This window comes from Pseudomonas syringae group sp. J309-1 (genome assembly GCF_032582135.1).
In the GTDB taxonomy this organism is placed as follows: Bacteria; Pseudomonadota; Gammaproteobacteria; order Pseudomonadales; family Pseudomonadaceae; genus Aquipseudomonas; species Aquipseudomonas quasicaspiana.
Map to the genome: position 1 here is coordinate 1 of NZ_JAWHNU010000029.1, position 22,309 is coordinate 22,309.

Genomic DNA, 22,309 nt, shown 5'->3' on the forward strand with positions numbered 1-22,309 from the left:
GCTGCGATGCGGTGTGTCAGTCACTCCGCATCGCAGCCTTCGGCAGCTCCTACAGTGGGTATGTGGTTCAAACGCTTGGATGCAGGTCAGAAACTCATCTCAACCACATCATCCGGCACGATCAATTTTCCGGCGGTTTTGGCGATGATTTCTTCAACGCTCACGCCCGGTGCGCGTTCGCGAAGAATAAAAGCACCGTTTTCGATTTCCAGATACGCCAGGTCAGTCAACACCTTGCGAATGCAGCCAGCACCGGTCAGGGGCAGGCTGCAGCGGGTGAGGAGTTTGGACTCTCCGTCCTTGGACGCATGGGTCATGGTGACAATGATATTGTCGGCACCGGCCACCAGGTCCATGGCACCGCCCATGCCTTTGACCAGTTTGCCGGGGATCATCCAGGAGGCGATATTGCCTTCCACGTCGACTTCGAAGGCACCCAGAACCGTTAGGTCCACATGGCCGCCACGGATCATGGCGAAGGACTGGGATGAGTCAAAAATCGATGCGCCGACGCGGGCGGTTACGGTCTGCTTGCCAGCGTTGATCATGTCGGCATCGATGGTTTCTTCGGTGGGGAATTCGCCCATCCCCAGCAGGCCGTTTTCCGACTGGAGCATGACGTCGATGTCGGTGGGGACGTAGTTGGCCACCAGCGTCGGAATGCCGATTCCGAGGTTCACGTAGTAGCCATCCTTGAGTTCGCGTGCAACGCGTTGAGCCATTTGTTCGCGGGACAGTGCCATGGTCTGAAGTCTCTTTGTTGTTTTTGTGCCGCTGCCTGTGCAAAGCAGCATCCGGAGCCGGATTGCGTCAGGCTTTTCTGACGGTGCGCTGTTCGATGCGCTTCTCGAAAGTACCGAGAATGACCCGGTCGACATAAATACCTGGCGTATGAATCTGCGAAGGCAACAGCACGCCGGGTTCAACAATTTCTTCGACTTCGACCACGGTGATCTTGCCCGCGGTCGCTACCACCGGGTTGAAGTTCTGTGCGGTATGACGATAGATCACATTACCGAAGTGGTCGGCTTTCCAGCCTTTGACGATGGCGAAGTCGCCAGTAATGGCTTCTTCCAGAATGACATTGCGGCCGTTGAACTGGCGGGTTTCCTTGCCTTCAGCGACCGGTGTGCCATAGCCCGTTGCGGTGTAGAAGGCTGGGATACCAGCGCCGCCTGCGCGCATTTTTTCGGCGAGCGTACCTTGGGGAGTGAGTTCGACTTCCAGTTCGCCGCTGAGCAACTGACGTTCGAACAGCGCGTTTTCGCCGACGTAGGAGGAGACCATCTTACGAATCTGACGATCTTCGAGGAGGATGCCCAGACCAAAGCCATCGACGCCGCAGTTGTTGGAAACAACCGTCAGGCCTTTCACGCCCATGCGCTTTATTTCAGCAATGAGGTTTTCCGGGATGCCACATAGACCGAAGCCGCCGCACAGCACTGTCATGTTGTCGGTCAGCCCGGCGAGGGCTTCCTGATAAGTCGCCACTCGTTTGTCGAGTCCAGCCATGATGATCCGCCTTTTATAGTTGTGGTCGACGGTCTGGCCGTCAGGGGAGCGTTGCAACATCTTCTCTTGGGGGGAGTGTTTTGTTAATTTTTTTTTTCTGATCGATTAATAAGAAAAGTAAATATATGAACGTCAAGCAGCTAAGGGCTTTTCTGGCCGTTGCCCAGCATTTGAGCTTTGCCCAGGCGGGGGAGCGGCTGCATGTGTCGCAACCCGCGCTGAGCCTGACCATCAAAAGTCTGGAGGATGATCTGGGCGGGCAATTGCTCAGCCGCACCACGCGCACCGTCAGCCTTACGCCCGAGGGTGAAACCCTGCTGCCGCTGGCCCGGCAACTGCTGGCTGACTGGGACAACGCTGAAGAACTGCTGCGTCAGCGCTTTACCCTGCAACTGGGCAAAGTGTCGGTGGCCGCCATGCCATCGTTTGCCGGTAACCTGCTGCCTGGCGCGCTGAAGGTGTTTCGCAGTCGCTACCCACGAGTCAATGTAGCCGTTCATGACCTGATCAACGAAGAAGTGCTGGAAATGGTCCGTCATCGACGGGTTGAACTGGGCATCGGTTTTGAACCTGAGTCCAGCAACTCCCTGGTGTTCACGCCGTTCTATACCGATCGCTTTGTTGCAGTGGTACCGCAGGATTCGCCATTGGCACAACGCAAGGAAATCACCTGGCAAGAACTCTTGCAGGAAGACTTCATCGCCTTGCAGCGCCCATCAGCGGTGCGTTTGCTGCTGGAACATCATCTGCAAGCGCAGCACGGCAAGCTGTCCGTTGCGTTTGAAAGCCACCAGTTGTCGACCATCGGCCGAATGGTCGCCAGTGGTCTGGGGGTAAGCGCAGTGCCGTCGTTATGCATTGAACAGATGCATGAACTGGGCGCGCATTGCATTGCGTTGGTGGGGCCTGCGATTGAGCGGCCCATCGGCCTGATGATGCTCGCCGATCACAAGTTGTCGGCCGCTGCTCAGGCCTTGCGCGAGGTGCTGATCGAGCATGCTCAGGCGCAGGTTCCTGGTCTGCTGCACGTCTAGGTCGGGTCTGTTGATCCAGGAGTGGATCACTCGAGGCGGGGGCGAAACTGTCACAAACTTCACATTCGCGCATCTGGCGTTCCGGTATCGTGCTGCAGAATTACAACTAAATGTTTCTGCAGTGCTCTCGACCGCAGGACCGACGATAAGGAAGAGTGCCTTGGATGTTTCTTCTGCTGCCTGGCTGGTGCACGACACCCGCCTGATTATCTGCTGCCTGATCGCGATTGCCAACATCATCGTGCTGATTAGCGCTACTAAACTTCCGCCATTTCTTTCGATTCTGATCGGCACGTTTATCGCCGGGATCGGTGCCGGTCTGCCTGCCGAAGAAGTCGCCAAGGCCTTCAGTAAAGGCGCAGGCGGGATTTTGGGCGAGGCCGGATTGATTATCGCTCTGGGCGCGATGCTCGGCGCACTGATGGCTGAATCGGGCGCTGCGGACCGTATCGCCACTACGTTGCTGGGGTTTGGCAAGGGCAGGTCGTTGCCTTGGGTGATGGCCCTGGTGGCCATGGTTATCGGTCTGCCGCTGTTCTTTGAAGTCGGTCTGGTACTGATGGTGCCGATCATTTTTGTCATGGCCCGACGCTCTGATCAGCCTTTACTGAAAATCGCGATTCCGGCTCTGGCAGGCATGACCACCTTGCATGCATTGATGCCGCCGCATCCGGGACCGCTGATTGCGGTCAGCGCGCTGCATGCCGACCTTGGGCTGACCATGCTGCTGGGCATCTGCATTGCGGTTCCGGCGGTGATTCTTGCCGGTCCTTTGTACGGCAACTGGTTATCCAGACGCATGGACATCAAGGAACCGGCCGAGTTGGGCGAATTATTCTCGACCAAACCTGACGTGACCCGTCAGCCGGGTTTTGGTATTTCGCTGCTGATTATTCTCTTGCCGGTGATCCTGATGCTGGGGAGCACGCTGGCCAAGATATTCATGGACCCGCACAGCTCGCTGGCGCTGACCCTGAAGTTTCTCGGCGAACCCTTGGTGGCGCTGAGCATTGCAGTCATTGCGGCGGTCATTTGTCTGGGCTGGGCCAATGGCCTGACGCGCGATCACGTGAACGGCACGCTACGCAAAAGTCTTGCACCGATTGCAGTCCTGCTGCTGACCATTGGTGCGGGCGGCGGGCTCAAGCAGACGTTGCTGGATGCTGGCGTGAGTCAAACCATCAGCAAGGTCGCAGAGGGCGCGCATATTCCATATCTGTTGCTGGCGTGGCTGATCGCAGTGGCGCTGCGTCAGGCTACCGGTTCAGCGACCGTCGCGACGACCACCACGGCGGGTATTCTTGCGCCGATGATGGCGGGGCTGGCGGCAACGCAAAGCTCACTGGTGGCCCTGGCGATTGGTGCTGGCTCGGTATTCTTTTGCCACGTCAACGACGCGGGTTTCTGGATGGTCCGCGAGTATTTTGGTCTTCAACTGAAACAGACGATCTGGGTCTGGTCGGTATTGCAGACCATTGTGTCAGTGGTGGGGTTGGTGGGCACGCTGCTGTTATGGTGGTGGTTGACGTAAGGCGGCTGCGGTCTCTGTGGGAGCGGTGCTTGGTCTGGGCGGCATTCCGACGATTCAGGCGCCTTGGTGTATCAGGCATATCGTGTAATCGTTCATCGCGAGCAAGCTCTGCTCCCACAGGGTTCTGTGTGTGAGCACCACGGCAACATGCGCTGGCTGGTGATTGCCCGGCCTCTGTACTCCATCATTTTCAGCGACCCCCACAGGTAATCCCATGCCAGATCGCGAAATCATCATTCCACCGTCCATGCGCAATATCGTCGAGCGCGCGGGGTACGTTCCGGCGGTCAAGGTTCAAAGCACGCTGTACTGTGCCGGGCAGATCGGACGCACGCCGGACCTTGAGGTCATTGCCGATCCTGAACAACAGTTCATCGCCTGCTGGGAAAACCTGCGCACTGTGCTTGCCGAGGGCGGTTGCAGCTTTGAGGACGTGGTAGAAATGACCACTTTTCACGTGTCCATGAGCGAGCACATGGCGGTTTTTCGTGACGTCAAAGAGCGCCTTTTCCCCCGCGGACTGTGTGCCTGGACGGCCATTGGTGTATCAGAACTGGCTGTCCCGGGGCTGCTTCTTGAGATCAAGTGCATCGCTGTTCAACGCGGCTGATCAGGCCAGGACCAATCATCAAATAAACCGAACTCGTGGGACGGTGTTGATTCCAAACAGGGTATTCATTCAACTACCTCGCGAGGAACATCATGAGTAGAGACCCTGTAGACAGCCAGGCCGCCCAGACTCCCGGTCCGAATCCCAACCCGAGCGAATCGGATGGCAGGTCCACGTCCGACAATGATGTGCGTGAGGCCGATATCAATGAAGTCGAGCCCGATGATCCCGATGTAGCGGGTGATGACGCTTCAGATAGCCCAAGCTGACACGTACCGTGGCGAGCAAGGTCATCACGGCCCAAGACCTGGCGATCGACCTGAAGAGCGGTGATGAAGTCGCTCTGTTCAAATGGTTTATCGCCAGTTTTCTCATGGGCAAGCGTATTCAGGCGGATATCGCAGCGCAGGCTTATCGGGTCATCGTCGATCAGCATGGTTGCGACACGCCGCGTAAAATGGCCAGCCAGTCCCATCGGCAACTGGTTGCGATGCTTGGTGAGGCGCACTACGTGCGTTATGACGAGACGACGGCAACACGTTTGACTGCCATGAGCAAAAAGCTTATCGAGGAATATGCCGGAAAGATTGGCGAAATCCATAGTCGCAGTGGAAGCCGCAGCGGATTCGAAAAGTGCCTTGCCGAGTTCGACGGAGTAGGGCCAAAGACCGTCGAAATATTCATGCGCGAAGCCGGCGAGGTGCTGTATTGATTCAGGTCGGCTGCGCTGGCTGGAGCTTGCCCCGCGAGCACTGGCCTGAGTTTGCCGAAGAAGGTACACACTTGCAGCGCTACGCCTCCTCGTTATCGGCGGTCGAGATCAACAGCTCTTTTTACCGCCCGCACCGTCCGCAAACCTGGCAGCGTTGGGCTGAGAGCGTGCCTGCGGGCTTTCGTTTCTCCGTGAAAATGCCCAAGTCAATTACTCACGAACATCGTCTTCAGGGCTGTGAGCATCTGCTTGAGCAGTTCCTGACTCAGTGCCTGCATCTGAAGGACAAGCTGGGCTGCCTCCTCGTGCAGTTACCGCCCTCACTGACTTATGACCCGACAATCGCAACGGCTTTCTTTGAGGCCTTGCGGAAGGGTTATGACGGCAGCCTGGTGATAGAGCCGCGTCATGCGAGTTGGCGCGATGCCGAGTCGTTGCTCAATGGTTTTCAGGTCGGTCAGGTGGCGGCAGACCCTTCACCCATTACCGGTGGAGATACGCCGGGAGGCTGGTCGGGTGTTCAGTATTGGCGACTTCACGGTTCGCCACGCCTTTATCACAGTGCTTATGAACTGGCGTACTTGCAGGAACTGGCGGTGAAATTGAAGACCGCTGCCGACGCTGGCCTGGAAACCTGGTGCATCTTCGACAACACCGCCAGCGGGCACGCCGTTCACGATGCGTTATTGCTGCGCAGATTGCTGGCTTGAGCAGACGGTTGTTCTTTCGAGTGAGTGCTTTCCGGCCTCGTTGCATTCGCAGGCACCGCACTGGATTTGAGTAAGGCCTGAATGGCCTGGCTGTACGCCTGACGGCCCACTCGCATGCTGTTGTTATGAGTCCCGCCCGGCACCAGCAATAGCTTCTTGGGCTCCTGCGCCGCGGCAAACAACTCCTCGCTGAAGCGCGGCGGTACATATCGGTCGTCCATGCCGTGCACGATCAACACTGGCATGTGGATGTCGGCGATCTTGTCGACGGAGTCGAATTTCTGTGACAGCAACCAGCGTACGGGTAATGAGGTGTAGTTAGTGGCCACTGCGGTGGCGACGTCGGCCAGGGTGGTGAAGGTCGATTCGATGATCAGCCCACGCGCCTGCGCCGGTTGAGTGCCGTCCTGAGTATCGCGCCCCAGTTCGGCAGCCAGATCCACAGCCACTGCCCCGCCCAGGGAATGGCCGTAAATCAGCCGACGGCTGGCGTCCGGTTGCAGAAGCTTGAGGCGCTCCCAGGCGATGCGGGCATCTTCATAGACGGTGCTTTCTGAAGGAAGCGGGCCACGACTTTCGCCGAAGCCACGGTAGTCGATTGCCAACACCGAGAAACCCAGCGCGTGCAGCTCTTCGATACGAAACAGTTGGCCGGTCAGGTTCCATCGTGATCCGTGCAAGTAGAGGACGGCTGGGGCATCTTTGCGATTGGCAGGCCACCACCAGCCGTGAATGCTTTGCGACAGGCCGAATTGCGGAGCTTTGAGTTCCAGTTCCTGCACATTGGCCGGTAGCCCGCTGTACCAACTGGCGGTGCCGGGTTCAATGCGGAACACCAATTCCCGCTCGGTGTGTTCCAGGACGGAGCAGCCCACGGGCAAACCAATGATGAACACCAGCATGCAGGTCCAGGTAAGCCAGCGCGCCCGGATACGAGCCAGAGAAAATATGGCCATGAATTACTTCCCCCGACTTTTCAAGCGAAAGGCTGACTGTAACGGCGTTGTCATGATACCGATTGATTGATCGGTTACAGAATATTGCGGGCGCAGTCGGTCTGATTTCATGGGCGGAAATGATCGTTGATCAGGCCGGTCATTATTTCGCAGGCGGCGCTGGGCACTCCTGGAGCCTTGACCAGTTGTCGTTCATGCAGCGGGAGGGGTGGCAAGCCTTCATCCCGACCGAGAATGCGCATCTGCGCGCCGACCCGGCTGCGGTCAATGATGCCGATAGCCAGTCCGGCGCAAATAGCCGTTTCCAGCGCGCTGGAACTCGCCGACATGACCACGGTGCGCCAGGCTCTGCCGATCTCATTCAGCGTGTTAACAGCGACGCTGCGGTAAGGGCAACCTTCGCCGTGCAGTGCCAGGGGTACGGGTTTGTCATGTGCCAGTTGGTAGCCTGGAGCGGCGACCCAGACGGGCTCGGTGGTCCCGAACGTATGCAATGGCCGGTCAGCGCTGGCGGTCTCGATTGGTACCACGAGCAGCGCCAGATCCAGCTGGCCGCGCTGCAATTGCTCATTCAGCCGACCGCTGGAGGCGGTTTCAACTTCAAGCTCTATTTGCGGGTAGCCGCTGGTCAATGGGCTTAGCGTGCTGTGTAACAGGCTCGCTGCATATTCTTCGGAGATACCCAACCGCACTCGACCGCTGATCGTCGGGCTCGCGAATCCGGCCAGCAGCCGATCATGCACGTGCAGCAGCTCGGCGCTTTGCAATGCAAAACGCCTGCCTAGAGAGGTCAGGGTGACGGTCTGATTATCCCGTTCCAGCAGGCGGCCACCGGCAATGTCTTCCAGGCGTCGAATATGCAGGCTCACCGCAGAAGGGCTGCGATTGAGAAAGGTTGCAGCAGCGAGGAACTGCTCGAAGCGCACAACCGCTTGAAAGGTACGCAGAAGCTCGATATCCAGCGTGCTTTGCATGGTTTATAAATCCTGCATCAGTGATGCTTATAATTTCGTTTGATTGAAGTGCCTGCCCATTCTTAACATCACGCTCATTCAGCGCAATAGGGGATGCTCAATGAATGGGCAGACGGTCGAAATTATTGATCAGGCCAGTACGCCAAAGACTTCATCGGTTTCTGGATCCAGGTGGGTCAGTGGTGTGCTGTTGGCTGCCATGGTGCTGAGCTGGAGTTCGGGTTTTATTGGCTATCGCTATGCCTCGGAGCACAGCGGGGTAATGTTGGTGACCTTCTGGCGATTCGTGCTGGCGGCGTTGTTGCTGTTCCCGTGGGTATTGGGCTCGTTGCGTGAGCTGACCTGGGCCATCGTGCGGCAGCAGATGCTGGTAGGGCTTTTGGCGATTGCCGGTTTCATTGCTGCGATTGCCTTGTCCATCGAACTTGGCGTGGCGCCCGGCACCAGTTCCCTGATTGCCAACTTGCTGCCGCTGAGCATTGTGCTGTCGGCCGGGCTCATCCCCGGCCAGCGTACTCGTGGCTGGCAATGGCTTGGCGTGGGGTTGTGTATCGCCGGAATGCTGATTGCCAGCGCCGCGAGTGTCGAGTTTTCCGATGCGCCATTGTGGGCCTACGGCTTACCGGCTTTGGCCGTCCTGTCGCTAACCGCAGCAACGATCTATCAAAAGAAGACGCATCAAAAGGAGACACCGTCCTTCACGGTACCCGCTATGACTTCGCTGTTTATACAGATATGCGCGGCCTTGCCGGTGTTCGCGGTGTTGTCGATGCTGGAAGGTGGGATTGCGCCGGTGTTGTCCTTTGGCTTTGGCGCCGCCGTGCTATGGCTGGTGATCTGCTCAACCCTCGGTGGATACGGCTTTTACTGGCTGTGCCTGAAGCGATTCAACATGCAAAGCGTCAGCGGAGCGCTGTTTCTGACGCCTCCCGCAACGATGATCTGGGCCTGGCTCCAATTCGGCAATCCTTTGAGTAGGGGGGCAATAGTGGGTGTGGCGCTGACACTGGTCGGGCTGCCATTCCTGCGCAGACGCTGAGTGACGGCCATGAAAGACGCCTATAAAAAAGCCGCCTGCCCGTGAGGGGAGGCGGCCTGGACCCGATCCGTTACATCAGGATCGCAATCAGGATGATGACCGGGATTGGGACACCGAGTAACCACAGAAGGATGGAAGGCATAGTCGTTCTCCTTGGCTTAAAGAGCCGTTGTTGTAGTGGTGTAAGGACGTTCGTCGAGATAAGTCACTGCGTCGCGACGGCGACCGCCATAAATGGCAGCGAAGCTGGCGAAGAAGGCACCGCACAGCAGCGAGACGAAGGTCCACAGGGCAGTCATCGCGGCAACTTTCGCAGCGGTGTCGGCAGCTTCTTTAGCAGCGACCTTGGCGTCTTCTACGGCTTTGCGAGCCTGACCATAGACCTGGTCAACGCGACGTTCGGCATCTGCCTGGCTGAGATTGGTGCGCTGAGCAATCATCTGTGCCAAGTAGGTACGATCTTCAGGGCTGATCTGACCGTCATTGCTCAGTGTGCGGCTGAAGATGCGCAGCACTACGCCATGGGCCGCGTCATCACTGACAGCAGCAGGGCGATCATCACGGAACAGGCTGTCGATGTAATAGCCGTAGTCCTGACTGCTGGCGTTGCTATTGCTCGCCGCGCTGCCTGCTACTTGAGTCACTGCACCTGCTGCACCCGAAGCGACACTGGCACCGGCCTGAACGCCCCCGCCAATAATGCTGCTGACCGAACTGGCGATCAGTGTTGCAGCGACCAGGGTTGCCACGGCCCACGACAGGAAACCGTGGGCGGTGTCGCGGAAATACACTTCATCGCCGTGCAGGTTTGCCCACTTCACGCGCAGTCGACCGGCGATATAGCCACCCAGACCGGAAGCGATGATTTGGGTAAATGCCAGCCATATGACCGTCGAGATACCCAGGCCCTTGGCGCTGATGCCTTCGTTGCCCCAAGTCGATACCGCCGAGAAACCCAAGCCGAAGCCCAGCAATATGAGAATCAAGGAAAGCGCAGCGGCGCCGGCGGCACCTGCAAAGATTGCCCCCCAGGAAACACCTGAGTGGTTGTTTGATTCTTGCGCGGCAGCATTGAAAGTGTCGGGGGATGAAATCATTATTTTTCTGCTCCATGAAGGATTTTGTTACAGCGTCCCTTAAAGCGTTGCAGTGGTTATGCCAGAAGTACCCTTAATTAAAATCCATATAATTCAAGGGTTTAAGTTATTTAAGAGTTTTCGAGTCATGCATTCTGCAACGACGCGCTATTTATTACAGGCGTTCTGCATGAGTGGGGAGTTAGTGACACATCAAAGTATTGGGTAACGTTTTTTAAGTACGGCAATGAATAGCGCTGACTTATTAATCCTTTATATATAAGTAACTGCCCCCGTCGTCCAGACGCCGCGCTATCGCGAAGCAGCCACCAGATCTGTAGGAGCGCACGAGCACCGCGAGGCCGCGATGGCGTTGTATCAGGCAGGACGCCATCGCGGCCTCGCGGTGCTCGTGCGCTCCTACAGGTCCGAATTCAGGCGATGCATTTGTTGGATATAAATGGCGAAGGGAGAGCAGTGCCGGAATTTTGTCAGGCGAACACGTGCACAGAGCGACAGTTCGCATATAGTGTTCACACGCTTGTTATTTCCATTCTTCAAGAGGTCACTGCCCAATGTTCTTGAACCGCCCACTGGAAGAAAAAGACATCCCGGCCATCTGTGCGCTGCCGCAGAATGTCGACGAGCTGTTTTATATGTTCCCTCGCGCAATATGGCCTCTCACACCGCCCCAATTGCTGGATGCGTTGCACAACCATTCCGACTCGACGGTTATCGAGATGGATGGCGAAGTCGTGGGATATGCAAATTTCGCTCGCAGTGACTTTCGCGGGCGCTGCTCCCTGGGCAATGTGATCATTGCCCCCAAGGCGCGTTCTCGAGGGGTAGGGCGTTACCTGATCGGTTGCATGATGGAACTGGCATTCGACAAGCATGAGGCTAGCGAAATGACAGCATCGTGCTACAACCATAATGTGCCGGGTCTGTTGTTCTATCCGAAACTGGGATTCCGGCCCTACGCCATCGATGAGCGCAGGGACAAGCAGGGCGGTCGAGTGGCATTGATTCACCTGCGGCTGCCACGTCAGGACGACTGAAGCGTGAGACTGACCGTCAGTCGCCAAAAGCGGCTGACGGGATACTGCTTAAGAACTGTTTGGGCACTTTATTGATACCAATCATGTAAACAAAGTGATGAATATTGTTAAGTGAACCGTTTCTGCTGATTGTTTATATAAACCGTTATGAACGGCTTGAAAAAGAGCGTAAAAATCCCCGTTGCTTCAAGGTGGTGCGAAGCGTATAAGTAAACATGCCTTCAATTAAATGACGACGTTTGTTTGGCGGCAATCAAAATAAACATTGATGTATCACTGTGTCCATCGTGGCAGGAACTCAGCCACGCGCGATTTAACAAGGAGAAGGACATGATCGCCTACAGACTTTCCACACTCGAGTTGAGAAGTATCGTCGAGAGTGCGTTTTTACCCCTGCGTTGCACCTGCAGCGTATCCCCGGACTCCATGACCGTTCAGATCATTGATCCTAATTCGGAAAAGGTTGAATTGTTGGTGACCGGGATTTCCCTGGATCGCCTCAATACCACCCGTGATATCTCCGAATTGGTAGCAGAGCTGCGCTACGACCTCGCACATACCCGGCATCACCATGGCAAGGCCCGCATCGCTGTTTGATTGAACTGAAAAAACGTCTGATAAAGCCGCCGTGGTAGACCTTCAGGGGACTCGATAGGCGGCTTTCGCATGTCTGGGGTTGTCTCGGCTTAACGGCGGACATAGTGATCAAGCCAGTCAGCGCGGGGATCAGTTTGCCATTTGTGGCATGAACGTTCTGTCGTCGGCATAACGCGATGTAATGTTTTGCAACGTGTTAATAAGCGCACGCCTATCGGCATATATCCTTATGCCAATACTTCAATGCGCGAACACCTAAGTTGTACGATAACTTAATGCATAGCCCGGCGATGTTCATTTTCGAACAGCAACTTGAACGGTTCTTCACTATTGCTGTTCACTTCGCAACAATCCCGTATCGGGCCCGCTTCAATTCTTCCTTCCAGTGCTACCCGGATAGCCGCAGATTTAAGCAGGTAGTCTGGAACCTCGCCCAGGATCGTCAGCTCACGCAAGCTTTGACCATTCTGTTCTACTGTGGTCAACCTCACCCTGCAGGTTGCCTGCATCGGGATCGGGCCGAACAGGGTTTCACGGGAATAGTCGATTTCAGCGATACTCGAGCGATTGTGCTTTCCAACGTTCATGTCTGCGACCTCTGCATCCATTAAGCTTTTTTTACATCTTGTGTCATTGATTCCCGCACTCGCAGATAGTTCTCCTTTGAAGACGGGCGGAGCAAGCCGCTGATCGGACTTCTAGCGGTCTCCGTACTGGAGCTGAAGGTCAGGCTTTGCCAGGCTGGATTTTCATGAATCGTCCGGGCCAATCCAGTGTAAAAACTGATAGGGGACTTTTGAAATAGCCGTTTAATGTCGTCAATAAATAATTACTCTATAAATCAATCGGTTATATAAAGCATGCTGAGGTGTAAAGCTTTGACGTGAAATTGACAGTTAGGCGGATGTTTGAAATTATCTATTACCCTTTCAGGGCGCCTCTGTCTGCGTCCGTCCCTTGCCAGTAGCCTCTATCTCACTACCCCGTTGAATCCCCTGCGGTAGCTTGGCCCTTCGATAACGATCCCGCTTTCCGTCAGATTTGTACCCGATAAAAGATCACAGCCCCGGCTATTCAGCTCGAGGCACGCAGTTGTGTGCGCCTGAAAATATTTCTCTGCCAACAACAGGCTATTGCCTGCTCAATCACTGGGTCCAGCCCTGGTGAGATCACGCTTGCGCCTCTATCACTTGAAGGAGCCTCACCATGTTTGGAGACTATCTGGAAACCAGCTGCGGTTGCGTAATAGCGGGGGCAGGACCTGCGGGCATGGGGTTGCTGTTCAATGCGTTGAAAAGCGGAACGTTGCCGGATCTCGCACGGGAGGGGTTGATCATCGTCGACTCGAGCCCGACCCCCGGTGTCGGGAGTCTCGGTGATTATCAAATCACGGCCAACTCTGTGGGGGACGTCTTCCTCGACTGCCTGCGCGATCCTGCTTTGCGTGACGTATTCGGGCCGCTGGAGCACTCACCGACCTATTGGCGTATTCGGCATCAGGCCCAGAGTGCGCCGCAGTTGTCTGATATTGGTGAATTGCTGGGGGAAGCCTCCAGGCTGATACTGGATTTTATTGTCCAGCGTTATGGGGTAACGCTCTGGCACAGCACGACTGTTACCGAAGTGGTCAAGGACGGTGACGAATTTGTGGTCTGGGTCGAGAACGAGGGACGTACCCGCCGCATTCGCAGTCGAACGCTGGTGCTGAACTTCGGCGGTCATCAGAACCCTGAATACCTGCGTGAAGGACTGGCTGCTGACGGTTTGCTGCTGCCTGCGTCGGCCGCCATCATGAGCTCCGACCATTTGCTGCGCCTGAACGCCGTGCAATTGCGTGATGCATTCGCCCCGGCTCTGGCGGGCTCGGGCAGGATTACCGTGGTCGGCGGTTCCCACAGTGCTTTTTCCATGCTGGAAAATCTCGCCGATGCATTGGAGTTTGCGGGCCTCGAAGAGGTCACGCTGGTGCATCGCTCTGCCATCCGGCTGTTTTACGAAAGTCCTGAACTGGCGGTGGCCGCCGGTTATGTTTTCCATCCAGTGCGCGATGTCTGCCCGGTGTCGGGGCGGGTCAACCGTTCCAGTGGGCTGCGTTATCGGGCGCTGGACGTTGGGCGTGAAGTGTTGGCCCGCAGCCGGGTCGGTAAAACCGGTGTGCGGGCGCACACCTTTCAGATTCAGGGCGGTGCTGAAGGTGAGCGTGAGCAGGCCGCTCAAGCGCTACTGGAGTCCAGTGTTGTCGTGCAATGCACGGGCTATCAGCCACGGCTGCCAGCTTTCAGCCATATGGATGGCACCGCGATTACCTTGCGTCAGGTAAAGGGTGGTGTTGACTCGGATCTATCGGGCTGCCCACTGGATCTTTCGGGGCAGCGTCTGCACGGTCTGCATTTGTTTGGCATCGGCGCGGGACTTGCGGCAGATGAGCGTATGGGCAGCGAACCATCGTTTGATGGGCGGATTTATGGGGTCTGGCAGTTTCACAACGACGCATCAAGCGCGGTAATCGACGCGCTTATGGCCCGTCTACAACACACCGCCCCGGAAGCGGCAAACCATAACCGCAGCCTGACGCAACGGCTGGAGGAGGGGTTGCCGTTTCTATTTCCGGGGTTGCTTGGCGTGGAGGGTTGAGGTGAGGTGGCTCTTTTTCAAGACCGCAATGGCTCCTTTGAAAAAGTCTGGAATGCATTTCTGCAGGAACCGTCCCGATCTTCCTGACACCAAGCTGTCGCCCTTTGAAACGCAGACCTTGTTGGCGAGGCCTGGTTTCTGACGATGCAGGTCCGACGTCTCGCCAACAAGTTGGCTCCTACAGGTCACCCGTTTGCTATGTGACAGCGCGGAGTCAGGGGCACCGGTACGACTTCTGGAGATAAAGACCTACCACTTGTAACTCACCGAGCTGACCACGCTGCGTTCGTCGCCATAGCGGCAGGAGTTGGCGCAGTAGATGTAGCGTTCGTTGGTCAGGTTCTGCGCCCGGACGCTGACTAGCCAGTTGGCGTTCACCTCGTAGCTGACTTTGGCGTCAAACAAGGTGTAGGCCGGGATTTTACGGTCGCTGACGCTGGGCGTAGTGTGCGTGGTGCCGTTGTATCGGGCCCCGGAGCCTATGCTCACTTTGGGCAAACCGAGCGAGGCAAGACGGTAATCCAGCCACAGTGCGGCGCTGTGATAAGGCGTGCCCTCAATACGCGAGCCTTCGAGGCTCTTGTCGTTATCGGCGATGACATGCGCGTCGGTGTACGCGTAAGAGGCATTCAGCGCCAGCATCGGAGTCAGTTGTGTTTTCGCTTCAACCTCGAAGCCTTTGCTGCGTTCCTTGCCGGTTTGTTCGTCGAAATCAGAGCCGGGTATGGAAGTGATGACGTTCTTTTGCGTCAATTGATAAACCGCCGCGCTGATCATTATTTCGCGGCCAGGGGGCTGGTAGCGAATACCAACTTCATACTGCTCGCCTTCGGTAGGCTGGAAAGCTTTGCCGTCGCTGTCGGTTCCGGCCGAGGGCAGGAATGATTGGCTGTAGCTAATATAGGGCGCCAGACCGTTGTCAGCCAGATAGACGAGGCCGATACGCCCCGTCGTTTTGTTATCGCGGACCTTGGCGCGGGAGTCGTCGATATAGTTGCGAGTATTGTTTTCGGCCCAGTCCTGACGCAGCCCGAACAGCGCAACCCAGTGCTCGTCGAACTTGACCTGTTCCTGCAGATAGACGCCGAACTGCTCGCTGTGCAGATCCGAACCGCGATCATTAGCGGTGTTGACCTGCGGCAGGTTGCCGTAAACCGGGTTAGCGAGATCCAGCGCCGGTGCGGTACCGCTGAAACGATGGCTGTCGTAGGTCTTGCGATAAAGGTCAACGCCGCCCAGAAGTGTGTGCTGCCAGCGGCCGCTGTCGAAATTCCATTGCACGCTCGTGTCGCTGGTCCAGCCAGTGGAGATGTCTTCGCGAGAGTTGTAGGTTCGCGACAGGCTGGACAGATTCGGCCCGGTGATACGGCTGTTGTTGAGGGTAATGTAGTCATAGTCGGCGCGGGATTCGTAATAACGCAGTGCGTGACGCAATTGCAGGTTGTCGCTCAGCCGCCGTTCGAACAGATAACCGAAGGTTTGCAGGGTGCCGTCGTAATCATCGTAGTCGGGCTCACCCGGGAACAGGTCATACGGCACCTTGTAGCCTGGCGTGGCGCTGAACGTGGTCAGGTTGTACTGGATTGGCGGCGTCAGGGTGGTTTGCGTACGTTGATGGGTAGCGAGCAGCGTCAGTCGAGTGTCGTCGTCCATTTGCCAGGTCAACGCCGGGGCGATGTATTGCTTGTCGTCGTCAATCTCGTCGAATTGAGTGCCGCTGTCTCGCCAAAGGCCGGTCAGGCGGTAGCTGAAACGACCTTCTTCATCGAGCTTGCCGCTGTGGTCGGTTGAAACCTGCTGGCGGTTATTGTTGCCATATTCGACGTTGATTTCGTGCAACGGCTCAAGTGTCGGTCGTTTGCTGGTGGCATTGACCATGCCGCCCGGCGCGAGTTGGCCGTACAGCACCGAAGAGGCGCCTTTGAGCACTTCCACCCGCTCCAGTCCGTAAGGCTCCTGGCCGCCTTCGAACTGGGTACTTTGCATTTTCATGCCGTCGCGCAGCACACCGCCTGTGCGCGGGCCGATATCGAAACCGCGCAATCGATAGTCGTCGGCGACCCGGCTGTAACCATTGGGTTGGCTGACCAGCCCCGCGGTGTAGTTGAGCACGTCGGCCAGGCTGTCATGTTGGCGCGAGGTCAGTTCTTCGCGCGTGATGACCGAGATAGACTGCGGCGTTTCTCGCAATGGTGTATCGGTCTTGCTGGCAGTGGCGCTGTTGGTTGCCACTTTGCTGTAGGTCGGGCCCCATGCGTCCTGGCCATAACCCTGGCCGTCGACGTTGATGTCCGCCAGTTCTAATGCCTGGCTGGCGACTATCGGCTCAATGCTGAAGGTGCCGCTGGCCGTAGTGCGCAGTCGCAAAGGTAAACCTTGCAGGACCTGACTCAATGCCTGCTCTACGCTGTAACGGCCATTGAGCGCGGGTGCGCGCAAGTCGCGGGTCAGCTGCGCACTAAACGCGATACCGCGTCCACTCTGCCGGGCGATGGCTGTCAAACTGGCATCCAGAGGGCCGGCCGGCAGGGCGAAGTCAATGAGCTGTTGTTGTGCCGCAGGGCTTTGTGCCGGTGCCGCCACGCTGTGCAAGGCACTCAGGCTCAGGGCTAGCGTCAATGGCGTAAGGGTCAGGCGAAGTGTGCGTTGCATGACAGCAATTTCCCCTCTGGGATAGTCGATGTCAGCTATGTGACGCGAACGGGGTCGATATTAAGGGGCAGACGAAAATATTTTCAGCGCAGGCTCAGTTGCGTCCACCAGTTGAGGTGATGCTCGACCTTGATCGGCAGGACTTCCTGCAACGAACGCAACGCCTCATCGCTTTTGTCCAGCGGGAACACGCCGCTTACCCGCAATCCAGAGGCCTGTGGGCTGATGCGCAAGATTCCGCGTCGGTAAGGCCGCAGTGCTTCGATGACTTCGCCAAGGGGCTGATCATGCACTTCGAGGAAACCATCCTCCCAGACGCCTTCGCCTGCCTGGCGCGGATCCAGTAGGTGCACGCCGGTTTCACTCAGGAGCGCACCCTGACCGGCGGTAAGTTCCTGACGAGCCCCTGAAGGCGAAGTCAGTTGCACGCGAGACTCCTGAACCCAGACATGTGCACCTTGCTCGCGAAGAGTGACGCTGAAGCGGGTACCTAATGCGCGGATATCCCCGTAGATTGTCTGCACGATCAGCGGGCGCTGCGGGTCGGCGGCTACTCGAATGCTCAGTGCGCCTTCGCGCAGGATCAACCGTCGCTGACTCTTGGTCATCACCAGATCGGCGCGACTCTGGGCGTTGAGCACGACGCGGCTGCCGTCTTCCAGTACGAATGGACGGCGTTCAGCAAAACCGCTTTGCAGGTCATTACCCATGCCGGGTAGTAGTCCTGCGCGTTGTACCCACCAGCCGCCCAGGCCAACGCTTGCCAGTCCTAGCGCGCCGCGCAATAGATTACGTCGACTGCGGCCCGCTTTGCTCAGCGCCTGGTGCGACACCTCTGGCAGGTTGCTAAAAATCGTACCCAGTCGCTGTTCCAGCGTGTGCCAGGCAACGCGGTTTTCCTCGTTACTTATCAACCATTGTTTGAAGTGCTGCTGCTCAGTCTCGCTCATCTGTCCTGAACGTTGTCGGGCGACCCATTCAATAGCCTGTTTAATGGAGGGCGACAGGTCATTGCTGTTCATCGGGTTTCCATCGCCAGGTAACACAGGCTCAAGGCTTTGACGATGTACTGGTGAACCCGTGGCGCCGAGATGCCCAGGCGCTGTCCGATTTCGGCATAAGTCAGCTGATCCAGCTGGCTATACAGAAAAGCACTACGCCCGATCGGCGACAGGCCATCCAGAATCTGATCCAGCGCACTGAGTGCTTCCAGCGCCTGGGCCTGTTCTTCAGCAGAGGGTTCGTAAGCCAGAGGTTGCTGAGCAAGGCTTTCCAGATACGCGCGCTCCAGATCCCGACGTCGCCAGGTGGCGAAGACTAACCGTTTGGCGATAGTTGTCAGCAAGGCGCGGGGTTCGTTGATGCAGGACGGATCAGGCAGGGCGACTACCTGAGCGAAAGTTTCCGCCGCCATATCATCGGCGTCATGACGACAGCCCAGACGTGCACGCAACCGTGAAAGCAACCAGCCGTGATGGTCACCGAACAGTTGGCGCAAGACACGATTACGGCTTGTCAGTTGCTGAGCGTTTAGAGCATTGGGAGTCATGTTTTGAAGGTGCTAATGACAATTATTATCAAATGATGACGATTAGATATGCCTAATGCAACCAGCCAATGAGCGTCCGTGCCGGGTCATGTTATTGATGCATGCAAGAACATCTTCTACGCTCAACGTTTAACCGCGCTGTGAGTCCGCTGAGCGAGCCGGGTTTTCGGTGTGCAATAGCGTCACGGGAGGTCGATATCAATGCGTATTCTGATCGTTGGAGCGGGGGCCATTGGTGGTTACTTTGGTGGGCGACTACTGGAGGCGGGGCGCGACGTTTCGTTTCTGGTGCGGCCGGGTCGAGCCGATGAGTTGCAACGCGATGGACTGATTATCCGCAGCCCCCAAGGCAATATCCTGTACCCCTCGCCGCCATGCGTGCTGAGTAACATGCTCGACGGTCCTTATGACCTGATCGTCCTGAGCTGCAAAGCCTACGACCTGGACTCGGCCATGGACGCCTTTGCGTCGGCGGTAGGGCCTGACACGGCAATCCTGCCGCTGCTTAATGGTATGGCGCATCTGACCCGTCTCACGCAGCGGTTCGACAGCTCCAATGTGTTGGGCGGCCAGTGTCTGATTTCCGTGGATCGCAGCACCCTGGGCAGCATTCTGCATCTCAACGACCGGCATCAGTTGTCGTTCGGCGAACTCAATGGCGCGTCGACGCCTCGTATTCTGCGAGTTGCCGAAGCCTTGGCTGATGCGGGTTTCGAAGCGAATTTCAGTCAGCACATTGTTCAGGACATGTGGGACAAGTGGTGTTTCATTGCCACCCTCGCTGGAATCACCTGTTCCATGCGCGCGAGTCTGGGGGATGTCCTTGAGGCGCAGGGGCTGGCGCTGGTGGTGAAGCTGTTCGCCGAGTGCTGCAGCATCGCTGACGCTCAGGGCCACCCATTGCAGGAGGCTGTTCGTCAGCGTTACCTGAGCATGCTGACCGCCCCTGGATCGAAGCTGAGTGCATCGATGTTGCGCGACATGGAGCGCGGCGCATCGATAGAAGTCGAGCACGTACTGGGTGATCTATTGGTGCGCCGGGATGCTCAAGGCCTGACCTCGTCATTATCTGTACTGGGTTTTGCCTATACACATTTGAAGGCTTACGAAGTACGCCGTCTGCGTGAGCAAGCGTAGCGGTCCATGGCGAATTTTCGCCAATGAGTCATCGCCGTCAGAGAGGTGTTCCATGCCGGTCAAACACGATCTATACGCGGATCTGAAACTCACTCGGGAGCAAGTGGCCGAGCGCCGCAATGCGGATAAAAAGCTCAATCAATTGCTGGATGATTATGCGCGGATTGATAGCGAGGTCCTGGCCGCGGAGTCTGGTCCTGCTGGCGGGATTGGTGATGAAGAATTGAAAAAGCTCAAAGAAAAGAGGTTGGCGATCAAGGACTGGATTGTTCAGCGTGTTGAGGTTTCAGAATAAAAACCTGGCGGCTGTATCGTCCGGATGTGGATTAATGCCCTGCCTGGAAAGGATGCGCTAGCTGTTGGAGCGAGGCTTGCCCGCGAATGGCGCGACGCGGTAATTCAGGTACACCGCGGAATCGTTCTTCGCGGGCAAGCCTCGCTCCAACAGGAGATAAGCGGTGCTTGGTCTGGGCGGCATTCCGACGATACAGGCACCGCAAATTTCGACTAACCCAGCCCGGAAGACATGTCCACCGTCGAACCCTGCTGAGCCGTGCTGTCAGACGAAGCCGATTTCACCTCATCGACCATGCCCTTCGCTTCCTGCGCGACCTTTTCATAGCCTTCGCTGGCGGTCTGTTTGACCTTCTCCGTCAGGGTGTCGCTGGCCTGGCCCATCATCTGATTTTCCCGCTCGGTCGAAGGCAAGGCTGCTCCCAGAGCCGCGCCTAACGCAATGCCGATAGCGGCCAACGCCAGTGGCTGTTCGCGCAACATGTAAGTGAGGCCTGATTGAGCTTTGCGGCTTTGTTCACGCAGGGAATCAGTCGCGTCGTGGCTGCCTTTATTCAAGCGCTCACCCGTGGCCGAAAGTTTTTCACTGACGTCGTCTGACACCTGTCCGGCTTTTTCTTTCATGCGTTGCGCGGTTTCCCCGATTCTGGATTTGGCGCTGTCGAAGGTGTCCGTCACGCTGTGCGCCATCTCGCTGATGCGCTCGCCCAGAGGGTTGAGGCTTGAAGGGCCGGAAGATGTCGATGGGCTACGGTTTTGCCCCATCATCAACCACAACAGCCCCACCGAGGTCAGTACTGTGGGCAGCGGGTTGGTTTTCACGGTATTACCCAGGTTGCTGAAGAACTCACCGCCTGTGCCTTTGCCATAGCTCAATGCCTGGTCCAGCAATTGGCCGGGTGAGAATTTGCCCTCCAGCGCATCAACGATATTGCCGATGCTGGAGCGCTGTGCGTCGATTTCCCGTTCCAGGGTTTCCGGGCTTTTGTAGGAATCATTGTCAAATCTTTCGGGTGTGTCGAAAGTGCTGTCGATGCTCATGAGACTTTCCTCTGAATGGCGTCCTTGTCTTTTTGCAGGGAGCTGACGGTGCGCTCTGGCGTCAGGTTTGACGCGTCGAATTGCTTCTTGCCGGACTGGATCATGATGAAGCCGACCACCATGGCGATCACTCCGACGATCAAGGCGGCAAGCCATGGCTGCATGATATTGGCCAGGGCATAAACTGCCGCCAGCAGCACAATCACCAGCCCGGCCAGCATGACCACCGCGCCGCCGCCCACCGCTGCAATACCGGCTTTTGCCGCTGTGATGGACTCCCGGGCTTCAGCTTTGGCCAGTGCCAGTTCTTTACTGAGCAATGCAGGGACTTCGTGCGCCAACTGGCGAATCAGACCGAGCGCTGAGGTATCGCCTTCCGGCGGTGTGTTGGGAGGAATGCTCATGACACATCTCCCCGGGACTGGCCTTCTCTGGTTTGCGCATCTGCAGGCAAGTCGTCATCGAACAGACTCCCATCAGGCACACCTGGTACCGATGAACCCGCCGCCGCATCAGGCGTTGCGCCGCGGTCGACTATGCCGGGCCTACCGCTGTGGTAAACATCGCCCATGTGCGCATGTTTGACGGGAGGCACGTGATCAGCCTCAACAATCGGGCTGGACTCCGACTGATAATTGCTACCCAATTCGTCGTCTGGCCGTACCGGTTGTGTGCCTGTTGACCCGGTGGGTGGCTGAGCCGGACTGGAGGTCTGGGTTTCGCCCTGTGGCTGTCCTGAGTTAGATGCCTTGAGGAAGCGTGACAGACCGAAGCCTAGTGCAACGCTGCCGCTAACAAACAAGGCCGGATTATCCCGTGCCAGTTTGCCCGCCTGTTGCAGCAGTTCATCAATGCTTTTACCACGCAGATTACCGGCCAGAGTGGTCATGTTCTGGGCGAGGTCGGTGACGTAATGAGACAGCCCCAGCGTGTCACCGTCCTGCATCTGCTCGGCCGCCGTTTGTGCGCTATGGGCAAGGTTTTCGATCTGGTCGACAGCCGTGTCGCGATACTGTTCGAACTGGGCCGAGCCATGCTCTTTGGCGCTGGCAACGGCTGCCAGGGCATCTTCTTGCAGGTTGCGCAGATGGTCTTGTGGTGGATCATTGTTCTGGTCAGTGGAGCCGGCCGGATTTTGCGACGTTGTGTCCATGTTAGTCACCGTCTTTGCTATTCATGAGAATGAAGAGCGT

Annotated in this window: 24 protein-coding genes; 12 read left to right on the forward strand and 12 right to left on the reverse strand. The window is 57.0% G+C overall.

Going from position 1 to position 22,309, the window contains the following annotated elements; genetic code table 11:
* Nucleotides 1–86: 86 nt before the first annotated feature.
* A complete protein-coding gene (locus RX972_RS16325; protein WP_122396582.1) occupies nt 87–743 on the reverse strand; it encodes a CoA transferase subunit B in 657 nt (218 codons plus the stop codon).
* Nucleotides 744–810: 67 nt separating this feature from the next.
* Entirely contained in the window at nt 811–1,512 is a 702-nt protein-coding gene (locus RX972_RS16330) for a CoA transferase subunit A (RefSeq protein WP_027902715.1), read from the reverse strand.
* A gap of 125 nt (nt 1,513–1,637) precedes the next feature.
* Between RX972_RS16330 and RX972_RS16335 the strand changes: the two genes are divergently transcribed.
* From RX972_RS16335 to RX972_RS16360, 6 genes are all read left to right on the forward strand, one after another.
* Entirely contained in the window at nt 1,638–2,546 is a 909-nt protein-coding gene (locus tag RX972_RS16335) for a LysR family transcriptional regulator (RefSeq protein ID WP_316876927.1), read from the forward strand.
* A 160-nt stretch (nt 2,547–2,706) separates the two neighbouring features.
* Complete coding sequence (locus RX972_RS16340) at nt 2,707–4,077, forward strand: gluconate:H+ symporter (RefSeq protein ID WP_316876929.1); 1,371 nt, start codon at nt 2,707–2,709, stop codon at nt 4,075–4,077.
* A gap of 214 nt (nt 4,078–4,291) precedes the next feature.
* A complete protein-coding gene (locus RX972_RS16345) occupies nt 4,292–4,687 on the forward strand; it encodes a RidA family protein (RefSeq protein ID WP_099269217.1) in 396 nt (131 codons plus the stop codon).
* Nucleotides 4,688–4,779: 92 nt separating this feature from the next.
* Nucleotides 4,780–4,956: a hypothetical protein gene (locus tag RX972_RS16350; protein ID WP_164706071.1), complete on the forward strand. Its 177-nt coding sequence runs from the start codon at nt 4,780–4,782 to the stop codon at nt 4,954–4,956.
* Nucleotides 4,957–4,964: 8 nt separating this feature from the next.
* Nucleotides 4,965–5,399 (forward strand): DNA methylase, encoded by a 435-nt coding sequence (locus RX972_RS16355; RefSeq protein ID WP_257153437.1) that lies wholly within the window; start codon nt 4,965–4,967, stop codon nt 5,397–5,399.
* Nucleotides 5,399–6,109: a DUF72 domain-containing protein gene (locus tag RX972_RS16360; RefSeq protein ID WP_316877166.1), complete on the forward strand. Its 711-nt coding sequence runs from the start codon at nt 5,399–5,401 to the stop codon at nt 6,107–6,109. Before RX972_RS16355 ends, RX972_RS16360 begins: the two co-directional genes overlap by 1 nt.
* Here the strand turns inward: RX972_RS16360 and RX972_RS16365 are convergent.
* Nucleotides 6,073–7,065: an alpha/beta hydrolase gene (locus tag RX972_RS16365; protein ID WP_164706070.1), complete on the reverse strand. Its 993-nt coding sequence runs from the start codon at nt 7,063–7,065 to the stop codon at nt 6,073–6,075. The genes RX972_RS16360 and RX972_RS16365 overlap by 37 nt on opposite strands.
* A gap of 107 nt (nt 7,066–7,172) precedes the next feature.
* Complete coding sequence (locus RX972_RS16370) at nt 7,173–8,039, reverse strand: LysR substrate-binding domain-containing protein (RefSeq protein WP_122704951.1); 867 nt, start codon at nt 8,037–8,039, stop codon at nt 7,173–7,175.
* A gap of 100 nt (nt 8,040–8,139) precedes the next feature.
* On the opposite strand from RX972_RS16370, the gene RX972_RS16375 reads away from it, so the two are divergent.
* Nucleotides 8,140–9,078, forward strand: a complete 939-nt coding sequence (locus tag RX972_RS16375; RefSeq protein WP_316876938.1) for a DMT family transporter — start codon at nt 8,140–8,142, stop codon at nt 9,076–9,078.
* A gap of 158 nt (nt 9,079–9,236) precedes the next feature.
* Here RX972_RS16375 and RX972_RS16380 read toward each other — a convergent pair whose 3' ends face one another.
* Nucleotides 9,237–10,175 carry a hypothetical protein gene (locus RX972_RS16380; RefSeq protein ID WP_316876940.1) on the reverse strand — a complete coding sequence of 313 codons (939 nt, stop codon included), beginning with the start codon at nt 10,173–10,175 and terminating at the stop codon, nt 9,237–9,239.
* Nucleotides 10,176–10,729: 554 nt separating this feature from the next.
* On the opposite strand from RX972_RS16380, the gene RX972_RS16385 reads away from it, so the two are divergent.
* Both RX972_RS16385 and RX972_RS16390 read left to right on the forward strand, forming a co-directional pair.
* Nucleotides 10,730–11,212 carry a GNAT family N-acetyltransferase gene (locus tag RX972_RS16385; RefSeq protein WP_099269222.1) on the forward strand — a complete coding sequence of 161 codons (483 nt, stop codon included), beginning with the start codon at nt 10,730–10,732 and terminating at the stop codon, nt 11,210–11,212.
* A 330-nt stretch (nt 11,213–11,542) separates the two neighbouring features.
* Nucleotides 11,543–11,809, forward strand: coding sequence for a DUF1652 domain-containing protein (locus tag RX972_RS16390; protein ID WP_027902706.1), 267 nt, complete (start codon nt 11,543–11,545; stop codon nt 11,807–11,809).
* A 272-nt stretch (nt 11,810–12,081) separates the two neighbouring features.
* Here RX972_RS16390 and RX972_RS16395 read toward each other — a convergent pair whose 3' ends face one another.
* Entirely contained in the window at nt 12,082–12,396 is a 315-nt protein-coding gene (locus tag RX972_RS16395; RefSeq protein WP_141562218.1) for a hypothetical protein, read from the reverse strand.
* Between the two features lie 619 nt (nt 12,397–13,015).
* On the opposite strand from RX972_RS16395, the gene RX972_RS16400 reads away from it, so the two are divergent.
* Nucleotides 13,016–14,443, forward strand: coding sequence for a hypothetical protein (locus tag RX972_RS16400; protein ID WP_027898317.1), 1,428 nt, complete (start codon nt 13,016–13,018; stop codon nt 14,441–14,443).
* Nucleotides 14,444–14,692: 249 nt separating this feature from the next.
* Here RX972_RS16400 and RX972_RS16405 read toward each other — a convergent pair whose 3' ends face one another.
* The 3 genes from RX972_RS16405 to RX972_RS16415 form a co-directional block, all read right to left on the reverse strand.
* Nucleotides 14,693–17,095, reverse strand: coding sequence for a TonB-dependent siderophore receptor (locus tag RX972_RS16405; protein ID WP_316876945.1), 2,403 nt, complete (start codon nt 17,093–17,095; stop codon nt 14,693–14,695).
* Between the two features lie 83 nt (nt 17,096–17,178).
* The gene (locus tag RX972_RS16410; RefSeq protein ID WP_316876947.1) at nt 17,179–18,117 is read right to left on the reverse strand and encodes a FecR family protein; all 939 of its coding nucleotides are present in this window, start codon (nt 18,115–18,117) and stop codon (nt 17,179–17,181) included.
* On the reverse strand, nt 18,114–18,644 hold the full coding sequence (locus RX972_RS16415; protein ID WP_099269225.1) for a sigma-70 family RNA polymerase sigma factor: 531 nt from the start codon (nt 18,642–18,644) through the stop codon (nt 18,114–18,116). The genes RX972_RS16410 and RX972_RS16415 overlap by 4 nt, the downstream gene beginning before the upstream one ends.
* A gap of 201 nt (nt 18,645–18,845) precedes the next feature.
* Here RX972_RS16415 and RX972_RS16420 point away from each other — a divergent pair, with 201 nt between their 5' ends.
* Nucleotides 18,846–19,781, forward strand: a complete 936-nt coding sequence (locus RX972_RS16420) for a ketopantoate reductase family protein (RefSeq protein ID WP_255878732.1) — start codon at nt 18,846–18,848, stop codon at nt 19,779–19,781.
* Nucleotides 19,782–19,833: 52 nt separating this feature from the next.
* Nucleotides 19,834–20,076: a DUF465 domain-containing protein gene (locus RX972_RS16425; protein ID WP_099269227.1), complete on the forward strand. Its 243-nt coding sequence runs from the start codon at nt 19,834–19,836 to the stop codon at nt 20,074–20,076.
* A 212-nt stretch (nt 20,077–20,288) separates the two neighbouring features.
* On the opposite strand, the gene RX972_RS16430 is transcribed toward RX972_RS16425, so the two are convergent.
* Genes RX972_RS16430 through RX972_RS16440 form a run of 3 tightly spaced genes read right to left on the reverse strand, consistent with a single transcriptional unit; the run spans nt 20,289 to nt 22,269 of the window.
* A complete protein-coding gene (locus RX972_RS16430) occupies nt 20,289–21,116 on the reverse strand; it encodes a DUF3618 domain-containing protein (protein WP_316876950.1) in 828 nt (275 codons plus the stop codon).
* The gene (locus RX972_RS16435; protein ID WP_099269229.1) at nt 21,113–21,520 is read right to left on the reverse strand and encodes a phage holin family protein; all 408 of its coding nucleotides are present in this window, start codon (nt 21,518–21,520) and stop codon (nt 21,113–21,115) included. The genes RX972_RS16430 and RX972_RS16435 overlap by 4 nt, the downstream gene beginning before the upstream one ends.
* On the reverse strand, nt 21,517–22,269 hold the full coding sequence (locus tag RX972_RS16440) for a hypothetical protein (RefSeq protein ID WP_316876952.1): 753 nt from the start codon (nt 22,267–22,269) through the stop codon (nt 21,517–21,519). The genes RX972_RS16435 and RX972_RS16440 overlap by 4 nt, the downstream gene beginning before the upstream one ends.
* Between the last annotated feature and the right edge of the window lie 40 nt (nt 22,270–22,309).